General features: G+C 72.9%; 16 protein-coding genes. 9 read left to right on the top strand and 7 right to left on the bottom strand.

Annotation, left to right across the window (positions count from 1 at the left end; all coding sequences use genetic code 11):
• Positions 1-7: 7 nt before the first annotated feature.
• On the bottom strand, positions 8-493 hold the full coding sequence (locus tag HCU73_RS13215) for a VOC family protein (protein ID WP_168623929.1): 486 nt from the start codon (positions 491-493) through the stop codon (positions 8-10).
• 160 nt (positions 494-653) lie between these two features.
• On the opposite strand from HCU73_RS13215, the gene HCU73_RS13210 reads away from it, so the two are divergent.
• Positions 654-1274: a YitT family protein gene (locus HCU73_RS13210; RefSeq protein WP_168623928.1), complete on the top strand. Its 621-nt coding sequence runs from the start codon at positions 654-656 to the stop codon at positions 1272-1274.
• Positions 1275-1288: 14 nt separating this feature from the next.
• Here the strand turns inward: HCU73_RS13210 and purH are convergent, their stop codons facing one another.
• The 3 genes from purH to HCU73_RS13195 are packed head-to-tail and all read right to left on the bottom strand — an operon-like array spanning position 1289 to position 5956.
• Entirely contained in the window at positions 1289-2872 is a 1584-nt protein-coding gene (gene purH / locus HCU73_RS13205) for a bifunctional phosphoribosylaminoimidazolecarboxamide formyltransferase/IMP cyclohydrolase (RefSeq protein WP_168623927.1), read from the bottom strand.
• A 16-nt stretch (positions 2873-2888) separates the two neighbouring features.
• Positions 2889-4646 carry a heparinase II/III family protein gene (locus tag HCU73_RS13200; RefSeq protein ID WP_168623926.1) on the bottom strand — a complete coding sequence of 586 codons (1758 nt, stop codon included), beginning with the start codon at positions 4644-4646 and terminating at the stop codon, positions 2889-2891.
• Positions 4647-4705: 59 nt separating this feature from the next.
• The gene (locus HCU73_RS13195; protein WP_168623925.1) at positions 4706-5956 is read right to left on the bottom strand and encodes an RsmB/NOP family class I SAM-dependent RNA methyltransferase; all 1251 of its coding nucleotides are present in this window, start codon (positions 5954-5956) and stop codon (positions 4706-4708) included.
• Positions 5957-6034: 78 nt separating this feature from the next.
• Between HCU73_RS13195 and HCU73_RS13190 the strand changes: the two genes are divergently transcribed.
• A complete protein-coding gene (locus HCU73_RS13190) occupies positions 6035-6214 on the top strand; it encodes a DUF1674 domain-containing protein (RefSeq protein ID WP_168623924.1) in 180 nt (59 codons plus the stop codon).
• A gap of 37 nt (positions 6215-6251) precedes the next feature.
• Here HCU73_RS13190 and HCU73_RS13185 read toward each other — a convergent pair whose 3' ends face one another.
• Together HCU73_RS13185 and dapB are read right to left on the bottom strand one after the other, a co-directional pair.
• Positions 6252-6629: a dihydrodipicolinate reductase gene (locus tag HCU73_RS13185; protein ID WP_239025568.1), complete on the bottom strand. Its 378-nt coding sequence runs from the start codon at positions 6627-6629 to the stop codon at positions 6252-6254.
• 91 nt (positions 6630-6720) lie between these two features.
• Positions 6721-7533 (bottom strand): 4-hydroxy-tetrahydrodipicolinate reductase, encoded by an 813-nt coding sequence (dapB, locus tag HCU73_RS13180; RefSeq protein WP_168623923.1) that lies wholly within the window; start codon positions 7531-7533, stop codon positions 6721-6723.
• 121 nt (positions 7534-7654) lie between these two features.
• Between dapB and rbfA the strand changes: the two genes are divergently transcribed.
• The 6 genes from rbfA to HCU73_RS13150 all read left to right on the top strand — a co-directional run bounded on the left by rbfA (position 7655) and on the right by HCU73_RS13150 (position 11591).
• On the top strand, positions 7655-8071 hold the full coding sequence (gene rbfA / locus HCU73_RS13175) for a 30S ribosome-binding factor RbfA (RefSeq protein ID WP_168623922.1): 417 nt from the start codon (positions 7655-7657) through the stop codon (positions 8069-8071).
• Complete coding sequence (locus HCU73_RS13170) at positions 8068-8814, top strand: phosphodiester glycosidase family protein (RefSeq protein ID WP_168623921.1); 747 nt, start codon at positions 8068-8070, stop codon at positions 8812-8814. The genes rbfA and HCU73_RS13170 overlap by 4 nt, the downstream gene beginning before the upstream one ends.
• 33 nt (positions 8815-8847) lie before the next feature.
• Positions 8848-9753 carry a tRNA pseudouridine(55) synthase TruB gene (gene truB, locus HCU73_RS13165; RefSeq protein ID WP_168623920.1) on the top strand — a complete coding sequence of 302 codons (906 nt, stop codon included), beginning with the start codon at positions 8848-8850 and terminating at the stop codon, positions 9751-9753.
• 105 nt (positions 9754-9858) lie between these two features.
• A complete protein-coding gene (locus tag HCU73_RS13160; protein ID WP_168623919.1) occupies positions 9859-10140 on the top strand; it encodes a PepSY domain-containing protein in 282 nt (93 codons plus the stop codon).
• A gap of 46 nt (positions 10141-10186) precedes the next feature.
• Positions 10187-10696 (top strand): DUF1643 domain-containing protein, encoded by a 510-nt coding sequence (locus HCU73_RS13155; RefSeq protein WP_168623918.1) that lies wholly within the window; start codon positions 10187-10189, stop codon positions 10694-10696.
• Position 10697: 1 nt separating this feature from the next.
• Entirely contained in the window at positions 10698-11591 is an 894-nt protein-coding gene (locus HCU73_RS13150) for an alpha/beta fold hydrolase (protein ID WP_168623917.1), read from the top strand.
• Positions 11592-11597: 6 nt separating this feature from the next.
• On the opposite strand, the gene HCU73_RS13145 is transcribed toward HCU73_RS13150, so the two are convergent.
• Complete coding sequence (locus HCU73_RS13145) at positions 11598-13151, bottom strand: calcium-binding protein (RefSeq protein ID WP_168623916.1); 1554 nt, start codon at positions 13149-13151, stop codon at positions 11598-11600.
• A gap of 411 nt (positions 13152-13562) precedes the next feature.
• Between HCU73_RS13145 and rpsO the strand changes: the two genes are divergently transcribed.
• Positions 13563-13832 carry a 30S ribosomal protein S15 gene (gene rpsO, locus HCU73_RS13140; protein WP_168623915.1) on the top strand — a complete coding sequence of 90 codons (270 nt, stop codon included), beginning with the start codon at positions 13563-13565 and terminating at the stop codon, positions 13830-13832.
• Positions 13833-13951: the final 119 nt, after the last annotated feature.

Genomic DNA, 13951 nt, shown 5'->3' with positions numbered 1-13951 from the left:
GGCGGCCTCAGCCCGCCGCCCAGGCCGCCTCCAGCGCGGCGAGGTCGAGCCGCCGCATCGGCTGCATCGCCCGCAGGAGGGCCGAGACCTTCGCCCGGTCGCCGCTGGCGGCCATCTCGGTCACCCGGCGCGGGACGATCTGCCAGGCCACGCCCCAGCGGTCCCGCAGCCAGCCGCAGGCCATCTCCTGCCCGCCGTCGGCGGTGAGCGCGTGCCACAGCCGGTCGGTCTCGGCCTGGTCCTCGGTCGCCACCGCGATCGACATCCGGTCGGTCGGCGGGTGGTGCGGCCCGGCCTCGAGCAGGGTGTAGGGCGTCCCGGCCAGCTCGATCTCGATCACGCGGACGCCCTCGGGTTCGTTGGTCAGCATGTGCTCGAAGGCCCGCATGTCGAGGATGCGCGAGCCGGGCAGGAGCGCGGTGTAGGTCCGCGCCGCACCGGCGACGTCGCGGTCGATCCAGATGCAGGTGCGGACCCGGGCGGGCGTGGTCATGGCGGATGGCCCCTGTCTTGGGTCCGTCCTGCCGCGAAAGCAGGCGGACCTGCCTCATGATACGGCGGCCGGGGTCTTTTCACAGCCCCCGGCGCGCCGCCGCGGCCCTTGCGCCGGGCGCGGCGTTGACGGCGCGCGAAAAGGTCATAATACCTGACCCATGATGCTTCTCGCCAGACCGCCCGCCGACCGGCACACCCCCGTGGAGGATGTTCAGGGAATCCTGATCGGCGCCACGCTGGTGGCGCTGTCGATCCAGTTCCTGCGCGCCTCGGACCTGATCACGGGGCAGATCGCGGGGCTGGCGCTGGTGGCGACCTACGCCGCGGACTGGTCCTTCGGCGTGACCTTCTTCGTGATGAACCTGCCGTTCTACGCCGTCGCCCTGCGGCTGCTGGGCTGGAGCTTCGTGCTCAAGAGCGCGTCGGCGGTGGCGCTGATGTCGGCGCTGGCCGACACGCTGCCCCTTGTCCTGACGATCACCGATCTGCACCCGGCGCTGGGCGCGGCGCTGTTCGGGGTGCTGGCGGGCGTCGGGCTCCTGTCGCTGTTCCGGCACGGGGCGAGCCTTGGCGGCGTGGGCATCGTCGCGCTTCTGCTGCAGGAACGGCGGGGCATCCCCGCGGGCTGGACGCAGCTGGGCTTCGACCTCTGCGTCTTCGCGGCCGCCTTCGCCCTGCTGCCGTGGCCGGCGGTGGCGTGGTCGCTCCTGGGTGCGGTGATCCTGAACGCGATCATCGCCACGAACCACCGCCAGGACCGCTACATCGCCCGGTCCTGACGGCCCGCCCGCCCTCAGTGGCGGAAGTGGCGCATTCCCGTGAACACCATGGCCAGCCCCGCCGCGTCGGCCGCCGCGATGACCTCGTCGTCGCGCATCGACCCGCCCGGCTGGATGATGGCCGTCGCCCCGGCCTCGGCCGCGGCCATCAGCCCGTCGGCAAAGGGGAAAAAGGCATCCGAGGCCACGACCGACCCCTTGGCCGGCGTCTCGGCCAGGCCCAGTTCCGCCCCCATGCGCCCCGCCTTGAGCGCGGCGATGGTCGAGCTGTCGACCCGGCTCATCTGCCCCGCGCCGACGCCCACGGTTGCACCGTCCCTGACGTAGACGATGGCGTTCGACTTGACGTGCTTGGCGACCGTCCAGGCAAAGCGCAGGTCGTCCATCTCGGCCGCGGTCGGCGCGCGTTTCGTCACCACGCGCAGGTCGGCCTCGGGCACGAAGCCGGTGTCTTTGTCTTGCACCAGGAAGCCGCCCGCCACCTGCTTGTACGCGGTGACGGCCGCGCGCGGGTCGGGCAGGGCGCCGGTGGTCAGGAGGCGCAGGTTCTTTTTCGCGGCAAAGATCGCCTTGGCTGCCTCGTCGGCCTCGGGCGCGATGACGACCTCGGTGAAGATCTTCACGATCTCCTCCGCCGTCGCCGCATCGAGCCGCTGGTTCAGCGCGACGATGCCGCCGAACGCGCTGGTCCGGTCGCAGTCGAAGGCCTTGCGGTAGGCGTCGAGCAAGCTGCCCCCCCGCGCCACGCCGCAGGGGTTGGCGTGCTTGATGATCGCGCAGGCGGGGCCGTCGGCGGGGTCGAACTCCGCCACCAGCTCGAAGGCCGCGTCGGTGTCGTTGATGTTGTTGTAGCTCAGCTCCTTGCCCTGGTGCTGCACGGCGGTGGCGACGCCGGGGCGGTTCGAGCCGTCGACGTAGAAGGCCGCCTGCTGGTGCGGGTTCTCGCCGTAGCGCATCGTCTGCTTGAGCGTGCCGGCAAAGGCCCGCCGCCGGGGCGCGGCATCGCCCTGCGCCGCGGCCATCCACGACGACACGGCCGCGTCATAGGCCGCCGTCCGGGCGTAGGCGGTGCGCGCCATCTTCTGCCGGAACGCGAGGCTGGTGCCGCCCGTCGCCTCCAGCTCGGCCAGCACGTCGGCGTAATCCTCGGTGTCCACCACCACGGTGACGAAGGCATGGTTCTTGGCCGCCGCGCGGATCATCGCCGGGCCGCCGATGTCGATGTTCTCGATGCAGGTGTCGTAGTCGGCGCCCGAGGCGACCGTCGCCTCGAAGGGGTAGAGGTTCACGACCAGCAGATCGATCGCCCCGATCCCGTGCGCCTCCATCGCCGCGACATGCTCGGCGTTGTCGCGCAGCGCGAGCAGCCCGCCATGCACCATCGGGTGCAGCGTCTTGACCCGGCCGTCCATCATCTCGGGAAAGCCGGTCACCTCGGCCACGTCGCGCACCGCGATCCCCGCGTCCCGCAGCGCCTTGGCCGTGCCGCCGGTCGACAGGATCTCCACCCCCCGGCCCGCCAGCGCGGTGGCAAACTCGATCAGCCCGGTCTTGTCGGACACGGAAATCAGCGCGCGGCGCAGGGGCACTTCGGTCATAAGGGATTGTCCTCTTTCAGTCCTCGGTCTCGCCCTCGCCCGGGGCGGGCAACAGGCCGACCGGGCGGGCGAGCGTCCAGCTCACGGCGCCGCCATAGCCGGTCAGCGCGGCGGAGAGAACGATCTGTTTTGTCGCGCGCGGCTTCAGCCGCCCGCCGTCGAGGTAGACCGACGGCTCCAGCGTCAGCACCGCCTCGCCCCCGTAGCGGAACACCCAGGTCTCCCGGTTGGGCAGCTGGATCGACACGGCGGTGCCGCCCATGTCGATCTCGGCCGCCGCATCGGGGTGCAGGTGAAGCCGCACGGCATAGCGCAGGCCCACGTCGCCCGGCAGCCGCGACAGCACCCGGTCGAGCGTCGCGCGGTCCTCGGCCGTCATCGCCGCCAGCCCGTCCTCGCCCCGCAGGAGGCTCCCGTCGCGGTCGAGCTGAAGCGAGCGCAGGTGCACCAGGCCATGCGTCCGCCGCCAGCCGTCATGGGACAGGGCGATGCCGTCGGCCGTCGTCATCTCGGCCTGCTGCACCTCGACCGTGCCGGGGCCGGTGACGAAATCCTGTTTCTCGGGCTCCTCGGCCGTGGCGCCGCGGGCCAGCCGCGCGCTGGCGTAGCCCATCAGCGACAGGGTGGAATGGCTCGCCGTCGCGCGCCCCGCCCGCCGCCACGCCGCGCCGAAGCGCCGGCCCGATCCGCAGGACACCACCACCGGCTGCTGGCCCGACACCAGCTCGAAGGCCAGCGTCGAGGCGTGGGCGTCGAAGCTGCCGGGCCCCAGCATCGGCGGCGCGGCGTCCACGATCAGCGACACCCGCCGCCCGCCCAGCCGCGCGTAGCCCATGGCCAGCCCCTTCACGCGGCTGGGCCGCACGTTCGACCGCGCCAGCGCCGCGTCCAGCCGCCCCGGCGCCCCGCGGCCGCCGCCCTGCATCCGCGCCAGCGACCCGTCTGCGTGGCGCAGGCTGCGCAGCGTCGGCGCGATGCGCAGGATCGCGGTGTCGATGGCGGGGTCGGGGGCCTTGCCGATCTCCTTCAGGATGGCGGCGACCCATGTCAGCAGGTGGAACACCTCGAGCAGTTCCTCGGGGTTGCGCGTCACGATCCCGCCGGTCGCGTCGATGTCGTTGGCGCATTCCTGCGCCAGCGCCGTCAGCGCGGGGCGCAGCGCCGTTTCCATCCCGGTCAGGGCGCAGGCGGAATAGACGAGGCCCGTCAGCGCCTCGAACCGCGGCAGCCCGCGCCGCGTGTGGCGCCAGCGGTCACCCAGCATCCCGGCCTGCCGCGCCAGCGCCGCGACGAAGCGGCGGCGGTCCTCGGGGGCCTGCCCGTTCATCAGGAACAGCGCGTGGGTGATCCACCGCATTTGCCGCCGCCCGGCAAGGTCGGGGGTCCAGCCGGGGCCGCGCCCGCGCCCGTAGCGTTTGAGCCACTCCGCCAGCCACGCCTGCGCCGTCGCCCGCCCCGCACCCCCCGGCACGGTGGCGAGGTCGTCGAGCCAGTCGAAGCCGTGCAGCGCCTCTAGGAACCCCTCGGTCGGCGGCGCCACGTCCCAGGGCAGGCGGCCACTTGCCTCGACCAGCCGCCCGCCGAGCACGAGGTTGCCCGCCATCAGCTGCCGCCCCCGCGCCTCGGACCCGGCAAAGCTGGGCTGCGGCTGCCACAGGAAGCCGCGGATGCGCGGGCCGGTCAGCCCCGCGCGCCAGGCCGCCCAGCGGTCGGCCAGGCGCACCCGGTCCTCCGGGGGCGGGGCGGGGGCGTCGGTCTCCTCGGGCTCGGCCATGACGGATTGCTGCTCGGTCTCGGTCTTTGCGGGCAGGATAGGGGCGGGCCGCCCAGCTGTCACGGGCGGGTGAGGGCGGCCATGTAGAAGCCGTCCAATCCGCCGATCTCGGCCCACATGTCGGGCCGGAGGCGCAGGCCGCCCTCGGGGCTGCGCCACGCGTCGTCGCCGCCGAGCGCGACCGGGTCGGCGGGGATCACGCACAGGCCGTCATGGCGTTTCAGGGCGGCGGTGATCTGGTGCTCGCCCTCCACAGGCAGGAGCGAGCAGGTGCAGTAGACGAGCGTGCCGCCTGGCTTCAGCAGGGTCAGCGCGTGGTCGAGGAGGCGCATCTGCAGGCGGGTCAGGGGCTCGACCTCGGTCCAGCTTTTCACGTGCGGCAGGTCGGGGTGGCGGCGGATGGTGCCGCTGGCGGTGCAGGGCGCGTCGAGCAGGATCGCATCGAAGGGGGCGGCGGTGTAGTCGAGGGCGTCTGCGACGACCAGCTCGGCCGTCAGGCCCGTGCGCGCGAGGTTCTCGCGCACGCGGCCCATGCGGCTGTCGGACAGGTCGACCGCGGTGACATGGGCGCCCAGCGCCGCCAGCTGCATCGCCTTGCCCCCCGGCGCGGCGCAGAGGTCGAGCACGCGGGCGCCCGCCACGTTGCCCATCAGCCGCACCGGCAGCGCGGCGGCGGCGTCCTGCACCCAGACGTCGCCCGTGGCGTAGCCCGGCACGGCGCTGACCTGCGTGCCGGCGGGCAGGCGCAGGCTGCCGGTGGGCAGGCGGGTGGCGCCCTCGATCTCCACCGTCGCGCCCGGCTTGACGGTCAGGTCGATCGGCGGCAGGGGCACATGCGCGGCCTCGATGGTGCGCAGAACCTCGGCGCCCCAGCGCTTCTTGACCGGCCCGCCGATCCAGCCCGGCAGGCGCTGCGGCGGCTCGGCGGCGAAGCGCTCGGGGCCTTCGACCGCGACCTTGCGCAGCACCGCGTTCACCATCCCGGCCATGCGCTGGGTGGGCCGCCGCGCCTTGGCGAGCTTGACCGCGCTGTCCACCACGCCATGCGCGTCGCCGCCCGCCACCAGCAGCTCGGCCGCGGCAAGGCGCAGGATGTTGAGCGCGGGCAGGGGCGGCTTGCGGTCGAGGTAGGGGGCGATCACCGCGTCGAGCGGCTGGACATGGCGCAGGGTGAGCGAGGCGAGCCGCGCCGCGCGGGCGGCATCGCCGGGCGACAGCCGCGGATCGGCGGGCAGATGCGCCAGCATCCGCCCCTCGCGCAGCACCCAGTCCAGTGCCTTCAGTGCCGCTTGCCGTGCCTCGAGCGCCATGGCCTTGCCCTTGTTCCTGAAGCCCCGCCGCGTATATCACGGGGGCGAGCATCACAAGAACGAGCTTCCGGTTTCCCGATGAGCGACGACCCAAAGACCGACCTTCCCCCCGCCGCCCAGCGTGCGCTGGCCGAGGCCGAGGCGCGGCGCAAGGCCGCCAAGGCGCTGGACCTGCCGGTGGAGCTGGGCGGGCGCGACGGGCCCGAGCCCGTGCGCTACGGCGACTGGGAGAAGAAGGGGATCGCGGTCGATTTCTGACCGTTGAAGCTGCGCCCTGATGGCGCAGCGCAGGCCATCACCGCAGCGTCAGGTCCGCGAACATCCCCGCGCCGCGGTCGGAGGTAAAGCGCAGCGTGTCGCCGTTTTCCTGCACCAGCTGGCAGTTGTAGCCCAGGTCGTCGCCGCCCCAGTAGAGGTCGCGGCAGAAATAGCCGCCCTCCCAGGTCCATTCCCCGGTGACGGGCGAGCCGAAGGCCTGCCCCTCGATCTGGCCCTCGGACGTGACGTTCAGCCGGATGCCGAAGCGGCGCAACTCGCGCCCGTCGACCAGCGACACGAAGCGGTCGGCGCTCTGCACGACCGAAAAGCCCTCGGCCCCGGCGGCGTCGGCGGTGGCGACGCTGAGCAGCGCGCCGGTCAGGAGACCCGGCAGGGTGGCGTCCATGCGCGGCATGTCGGTCAGGTCCTCTTTCGGTGGTCGGACGGTGTCTGGAACGCCTCAGGAGCTAGCCACCGCCCTGCCGAAATCAAGCCGGTCGGCGGTTTCACGCCAATCCCAGCACGCTCATCATCGAATAGTGACCGGGCGCCTGCCCCTGGCCCCAGAGCGCGGCCCTGAGCGCGCCGCGGGCGAAGATGCCCCGGTCGGTCGCCACGTGCCGCAGCACGATGCGTTCCCCCGCGCCGGCAAAGATCACGTCGTGTTCGCCCACCACGTCGCCACCCCGGATCGCGGCAAAGCCGATGTCGCCGCGCCGCCGTTCCCCGGTCATCCCGTCACGGCCCCGGTCCGAGACCTCGGCCAGATCGACGCCGCGGCCGCGCGCCACCGCCTCGCCCAGCATCAGCGCCGTGCCCGAGGGCGCATCGACCTTGTGGCGGTGGTGCGCCTCGACGATCTCGACGTCGAAATCGGCGTCGAGGGCGTGGGCCACCTCCTGCGCCAGCCGCACCAGCAGGTTGACCCCGAGGCTCATGTTGCCCGCCCGCACGATCACCGCGTGGCGCGCGGCGGCGTCCAGCGCGGCGATCTGGCCGTCGGTGAAGCCCGTCGTCCCGATGACGTGGACGCAGCGCGCCTGCGCGGTCAGCTGAGCGTGGGCCAGCGTCGCCTCGGGCGTGGTGAAGTCGATCACCGCCTGCGCCTTGACGATCACCTCGAGCGGGTCGTCATGCACCATCACGCCGGTGCGCGCCCCGCCCGTCGCCTCGCCGAGGTCGCGGCCCACCCAGGGATGGCCCGGCCGCTCGGTCACGCCGACGAGATGCGCCTTGTCCGAGGCCGTCACCGTCTCGACCAGCATCCGCCCCATGCGCCCCGAGGCGCCCATCACCGCGATCCCGATGCTGTCGGCCATGTCCCTGAACCCTCCGTCTTGCGCCCGCCCTGATAGCGGATGCCGGCCCATGCGGAAAGCCGTCGCTTGCAAGGGGGCCGCGCATCCCATACGTGCGGGTCAGGGATAGACAGGCACCGCCATGGCACGACACCGGCAATCCGAGGGCTCCGGCCCGTCGCAGCGGCAGCTTCGCGTGGGCGAGCTGATCCGGCGCACCCTGTCGTCGGTGCTGGCCAAGGGCGAGGTGCACGACCCCGAGTTGAACGCCATGTCGATCACCGTGGGCGAGGTGCGCACCTCGCCCGACCTCAAGATCGCCACGGTCTACGTGATGCCGCTGGGCGGCGCCGGGCGCGACGAGGCGATCCAGGCGCTCAAGCGCAACCGGGGCGAGCTGCGCCGGGCGCTGATGCGCGACATGACGCTGAAATACGCGCCCGACCTGCGGTTTGTCATCGACGAGACCTTCGACCGGATGGACGAGACCCGCGCGCTGTTCGACCGCGCCGAGGTGCGGCGCGACATCGAGGGGGGCGACCCGGAGACCGAGGCGTGAGGCGCGCCCTCGCGCTCCTTCTGGCGCTTTGCTGCGCCGCGCCCGCCGCGGCGGCGACCTGCGCGCAGGTGGATTTCGAGGGCGCCGCCTTCACCAGCTGCCGCATCGACCTGGCCGAGGAGGAGGTGCGCCTGTTCCTGCGCGACGGCGACGGCGCGATCTACGGCAGCTTCGGCCGGATCGACGAGGCGCTGGCGCCCGGCCGCCGCCTCGGGGTGGCGATGAACGCGGGCATGTTCCACGAGGACCGGCGCCCGGTCGGGCTCTACATCGAGGACGGGACGCAGGAGATGCGGGTCGTCACCTCGGCCGGGCCCGGCAATTTCGGCCTGCTGCCCAACGGCGTGCTGTGCCTGAACGGCGACCGCGCCGCCGTCGTCGAGAGCCGCGCCTACGCCGAGGCGCCGCCGCCCTGTCGCCATGCCACCCAGTCGGGGCCGATGCTGGTGATCGACGGCGCGCTGCACCCGCGCTTCATCGCCACCAGCGCCAGCCGCAATATCCGCAACGGCGCCGGCGTGGACGCGAGCGGGCGCGTCCTGCATCTGGTGATCTCGGACGTGCCGGTGAACTTCCACCATTTCGCGCGCTTCTTCCGCGACCACCTGCAGGTGCCGAACGCGCTCTACCTCGACGGGCGGGTGTCGCGGCTCTGGGCGCCGGAGATCGGCCGGGCCGACATCGGCCTGCCGGTCGGGCCGATCATCGGCACGGTGGTTGACGCCGCGCCCTCGGGCGGATAGCCCGCGCACCTCTCGCCGTCCGAGGAGGAAACCATGGGGCGCAAGCGCAAGGGCCGCGACATCTCGGGCTGGGTGCTGGTGGACAAGCCCGCCGGCCTGACCTCCACCGCCGTGGTGAACAAGCTCCGCTGGGCCTTCGAGGCGCAGAAGGCCGGCCATGCCGGCACGCTCGACCCGGACGCGACGGGGATGCTGCCGGTGGCGCTGGGCGAGGCGACCAAGACCATCGCCTACCTGGGCGACGCGCTGAAGGGCTACGACTTCACCGTGCGCTGGGGCGCGGCCACGACCACCGACGACGCCGCGGGCGAGGTGATCGCCACCTCGGACCTGCGCCCGACCGATGACCAGATCCGCGCCGCGCTGCCGGCCTTCCTCGGCGACATCCGGCAGGTGCCGCCGCAGTTCTCGGCGGTGAAGGTCGACGGCGAACGCGCCTACGACCTCGCGCGCGAGGGCGAGCGGCTGGAGTTGCAGGCCCGCGACCTCTACGTCGACGCGCTGGAGCTGACCGGGCGGCCCGATGCCGACCACGCCACGCTGCATTTCACCTGCGGGTCGGGCGGCTACGTCCGCTCCATCGCGCGCGACCTCGGGCAGGCGCTGGGCTGCCTCGGCCACGTGGTGTCGCTCAGGCGGACCTGGGTCGGGCCCTTCGACATCGAGGCGGCGGTGACGATGGACCGGATCGAGGCGCTGGCCCGCACCCCCGAGATCGACGCCCTGCTGCACCCCGTCAGCCTCGGGCTGTCCGACCTGCCCGAGCTGACCGCGACCGAGGCGGGCGCGGTGCGGCTGCGGAACGGCAACCCGGGGCAGGTGCTGCCGGGGCCGGTGGAGTACGGCGACCTCGCCTGGGCGTCGCTGGGCGGCGTGCCGGTGGCGGTCGGCCGGTTCCGCGCGGGCGAGCTGCACCCCGAGCGGGTGTTCCACCTCTGACCGGTCGTTGCGGCCACAATGGTGCCAAGATCTGGGGGTATGCAGTCCGGCAGTCCCCCTGAAACGGACCGCCCGCCGCCCCGGCGGGACGGAAAGGAGCACCAGATGATTCGCACCCTCACCGCCGGCCTTCTCGCCCTGCCGATCCTGTCGGGCGCCGCGATGGCCGCCCCCCCGCCCGAGTCGCTTTTCCTCGGCACCGACCTGACCACCGTCCGCAAGACCCTCGAGTCGATGGGCTACCGCGTCCGCGAGATCGGGCAGGACGAATCGGGCTTCGAGGCCGAGATCGTCGATGGCGGCATCGTCTACGACGTGTCGGTCGACCCGGAAACGGGCCTGATCATCTTCGTCGAGCCCGACACCGACCAGGACGGCGACGCCTGAACCACGGCGGGTTCCCCGCGCCGCGGTCCCGCGGCATAAGGCGGGGATGATCACCCGGACCCACCAGAAGGGCGACGCCGCCTCGGTCGCCGAATATTCCGATTGCGAGGCCTATCGCTACACGCTGACCCGCGTCTGGAACGACGCGGGGCGGCGTGCGGTGTTCGTCATGCTGAACCCGTCGACCGCGACCGAGGTGCAGAACGACCCCACGGTCGAACGCTGCGAGCGGCGGGCGCGGGCGCTGGGCTTCGGCGCGTTCCGGGTGCTCAACATCTTCGCCTTCCGCGCCACCGACCCGCGTGAGATGCGGGCCGCCGCCGACCCCGTCGGCCCGGCCAACGACGCCGCCATCCTGCGCGCGCTGCCCTGGGCCGACCGGGTGATCTGCGCCTGGGGCACCCATGGCGCGCACCTGGGCCGGGGCCCCGCGGTCGAGGCGATGCTGCGGGGGGCGGGCGTGCCGCTGCATCACCTGGGGCTCAGCAAGGACGGGCACCCCAAGCACCCGCTCTACATCGGCTACCATGTCCAGCCGCAGCCCTGGGAGGGGTGAGATGTCGGGAATCGAGGGGTTCACCAGCCATCGCGTCGCCGCGAACGGGATCACCCTGTCGGTGCACCGGGGCGGGGCGGGGCCGGCGCTGATCCTGCTGCACGGCTACCCGCAGACGCACATGACCTGGCACCGGGTCGCGCCGGCGCTGGCGCGGCATTTCGACGTGATCGTGCCCGACCTGCGCGGCTACGGCGACAGCGACGCGCCGCCCGACGACCCCGACCACCGGACCTATTCCAAGCGCGAGATGGCGCGCGACATCGTCGGGCTGATGGACGCGCTGGGGATCGCGCGCGCCCATCTCCTCGGCCATGACCGGGGGGCGCGGGTGGCCTACCGCTTTGCCTTCGATCACCCCGATCGCATCCTGCGCCTCGGCCTCGTCGAGATCGTGCCGACCGCCGCCTTCTGGGACGCGTGGAACGCGGAACTGGCGCTCAAGGCGTACCACTGGACCTTCCTCGCCCAGCCAGCGCCGTTGCCCGAGAGCCTGATTGCCGCCGACGGCCCCGGCTACATCGCCCGCACGCTGGCCAGCTGGACCCGCAGTGGCGACCTGTCGCCCTTCGCCCCTGCCGCGCTGGACAGCTATCTGCGGCAGGCCGGCGACCCGACCCGCATCGCCGCGATGTGCGCCGACTACCGCGCCGGCGCCACCGTCGACCGCCGCCTCGACATCGCCGACCGCGCCGCCAGCCGGCGCATCGCGGCGCCCCTGCGCTTCGTCTGGGCCGAGGCCGGCTTTCCGGCGCGCACCGGCGACCCGCTGGGCCTGTGGCTGGGCTGGGCCGCCGAGGTCAGCGGCCACCCGATCCCCGGCTGCGGCCATTTCGCGATGGAGGAGGCGCCGGACGCGGTGCTCGACGCCATGCTGCCGCATTTCCTGGGCTGATCCCGGTCAGGCCGTCGCGGGCACCCCGTCAAGCTCCACCTCGCGCAGCTCGATCAGCGACGGGTCGAGCCCCTGCGCCCCCTCGACGCTGAGGATCAGCTGGCCGTCGAACAGGATGTTGGCGCCGGTGCCGTCTGCGAAATCCTCCACCGTGATCACCGGGTCGGGCGTCAGGCCGGGGTCGTAGATCACCTCGATCACGTCCTGCCCGGGGTCGAAATCGGTGACGTGGCCCGCCACCTCGGCGGTCTCGATGTAGCTGCCGGTGACGAAGGTGTCGGCGCCCGCGCCCCCGGTCGCCACGTCCTCCGCGCCGATCACGATGGTGTCGTCGCCGTCCCCGCCGTCGAGCACGTCGCCCGCGTCCTCGTCCTGCGGCCCGAACAGGCCGGTGCCGTGCGAGAAGGTGCCGTCGAGCCGGTCGTCGCCGTCGCCGCCCGACAGCGTGTCGGCCCCGAAGCCGCCCTGCAGGAAATCGTCGCCGGCATCGCCCGACAGGCTGTCGTCGCCGTCGCCGCCGAACAGGAGGTCGCCCTGCGCCCCGCCCGACAGCACGTCGTCGCCCGCGCCGCCGGCCAGGAAATCGGCGCCGGCGCCGCCTTCGAGCGTGTCGTCGCCCTCGTCGCCATAGGCCTCGTCGTTGCCGGCGCCGCCGCGGATCAGGTCGTCGCCCTCGTTGCCGAAGAGCGCGTCGTTGTCCGCGCCGCCGTCCAGAAGGTCGCCGCCGATGCCGCCCGTGATCGCGTCGTTGCCGCCCGAGCCGAACAGGCTGTCCATGCCCGCGCGGCCGCGCAGCAGGTCGTCGCCGGTGCCGCCGTCCAGCAGGTCGTCGCCGGCATAGCCGTCGAGCGTGTCGTCGCCGTCGCCGCCGGTGAGCGTGTCGTCGCCGTCGGTGCCCTCGATCAGCGCGCCGTCGTCCTCATCCTCGTCGCCGGGCGCCTCGCCGCTCATCCGCACCTCGACATCGCCCGGGTCGAGTTCGCCGACGCCCTCGAGCACCGCCACCGCGACCCCGCCCGCCAGCACCACCACCGACCCCGGCACGCTGTCGGCATCGACACCGATCTCGGGCGCGTCCGCCTCGGCCCCGTCGAATTCGAGCACCAGCCTGTCCACGCCCTGCTGGAAATCGGTGATCGTGGCCGGCCCGTCGCCGTCCGAGCCGAGGTCGATGCCGAACTCGTCCGCGCCCGCGCCGCCGGTGCCGTGGTCGCCCGCGCCCAGCTGCAGCAGGTCGTCGCCGTCGCCGCCGTCCAGCGTGTCGGCGCCGTCCTCGCCGTCGAGCCGGTCGTCGCCCGCCCCGCCGCCCAGCCAGTCGTCGCCGCCGCCGCCCGACACAGTGTCGTCGCCGTCGCCGGCCGCGATGGCGTCGTCCTCGTCGGTGCCGAACAGGAGGTCGGCGAGGTCGCCCGCCTCGCCGTCCGGGTCCTCGGGCTGGTCATCGGACAGGTCCTCGGGCGGCGTGTCCGCGCCCGTGGCGTCGTCGTCGCCGTCCGACATCAGCCCGCTGACCGCGAAGCCCATCGCCAGGAGTATCAGGAGGCCACCAGCCGCAAGCATCGCAAGTCCCCGATCGTGCTGAACCGTCACGTCACGTCTGCGCGTTCTGCGCCGCAGATCGTCTTCTGACGACGGCACCGGCCGCGGGCATTCCCGGGAACATGGTGCGCACGGGGACGCCGATTCGGCACCCCCTGCTGTTCCACGATTATGCACCGGCCTTGCGGAAACCTGAAGGGCGCGGCCGGGAATCCCGCCAAGACGTCACGAATTTCCCTCGAATCCGGGGCAGTTCCGGGCCGCAGGGGGCCGAACCCCGCGGGAATCCGCCCCCGCGCCCGCGGCGCCCCCTTCCCAAGCCCGCCCGACCGGCCTATACGCCCCCATCCGCGCCACGACGGCGCGCGACCCCTCCACGGGCCTTGCTGGACGACATCCCGGCTTGTGCCATCACCCTGAAAGGAGACCCCGATGTCGATCACGGTCGAAGAAAAGCAGCGCCTGATGAAGGACTACGCGACCAAGGACGGCGACACCGGTTCGCCGGAAGTGCAGGTCGCGATCCTGACGAGCCGCATTTCCACGCTCACCGAGCACTTCAAGACGCACAAGAAGGACAACCACTCGCGCCGCGGCCTGCTGAAGCTCGTCGCGCAGCGCCGGAAGCTCCTCGACTACCTCAAGGCCAAGGACGAGGGCCGGTACACCGACCTCATCGGCCGCCTCGGCATCCGCCGCTGAGCCGACCAAGGCCCCCGCGGCCGCACGGACAGGGCCCGCGCAGCACCCGCTGCGCGGGCCTTTTCCATGGCGCCCCGGCGCGGCGCCGATCCTCAAAGCGCTTTCCAATCGGGCCAAAA

The organism is Roseicyclus persicicus (assembly GCF_012395815.1).
In the GTDB taxonomy this organism is placed as follows: Bacteria; Pseudomonadota; Alphaproteobacteria; order Rhodobacterales; family Rhodobacteraceae; genus Roseicyclus; species Roseicyclus persicicus.
This window is presented reverse-complemented; position numbering and strand designations above follow the sequence as displayed.